The organism is Acidovorax sp. KPB24-07, from assembly GCF_057543315.1.
In genome coordinates this window covers 1-736 of the sequence record NZ_BAAJYS010000852.1, presented here as the reverse complement: position 1 = coordinate 736, position 736 = coordinate 1, and the positions used below count along the sequence as shown (strand labels likewise).

Here is a 736-nt window from a genome sequence, read left to right as displayed (position 1 = left end):
CGTCGCGGCAGGGTCGGCGGGCACGTCGAGCGCGCCGTAGCACACGCCCGGCGCCACGAGCGGCAGCGCATGCCGCACCAGCCACAGGCGCCGCTGCGTCACCGCAAGCCTGCCCCCAGCGCGATGGCGGTGGCCAGGTAGATGGCGATTTCGCCGATCTGCTGCGTGGCCCCCAGGCAGTCGCCCGTGAAGCCGCCCAGCCGCCGCTCGAACCAGCGGCGCATGCCCAGCGCGGCCAGGGCACTGGCCGCGAGGGACGCTATCCATACCGCAATGCCCAGCGCATAGCCCATCAGCGCCAGAGACCCGATCGACCACAAAAGCGCGGTGGCCAGCGAGCGCCCGCTGATCTGGTCCGCCAGCGGCTTGCTCTTGGAGGTGGCCGTGTCGCCCACATGGGCCAGGGTGCGCACCAGCACCAGGGGCCAAAAGCGCGACAGCACATGCGCTGCGGCCAGCGCCGGCAGCACCACGCCCAGGCCGCCGGCGCCCAAGAGCGACAGCAAGGCCAGCTTGGCGGCCAGCGCCAGCACCAGCGCCATGGCCCCGAAGGCGCCGATGCGCGAGTCCTTCATGATCTCCAGCGCCCGCTCGCGCTGCAGGCTGCCGCCCAGGCCATCGGCCACGTCGGCCAGGCCGTCTTCGTGGAACCCCCCCGTGACCAGCACGGTGGCCACGGTGCTGAACACCGCGCACACCCAGGGCGCCGCGGGCTGGGGGCCCAGCGCCCACGCGA

Annotated in this window: 1 protein-coding gene; it reads right to left on the bottom strand. The window is 73.5% G+C overall.

The window, feature by feature from the left end; translation table 11 throughout:
- Nucleotides 1–98 precede the first annotated feature (98 nt).
- A partial coding sequence (locus AC27IQ_RS26260) for an adenosylcobinamide-GDP ribazoletransferase (RefSeq protein ID WP_487091403.1) occupies nucleotides 99–736 on the bottom strand: 638 nt, incomplete at its 5' end.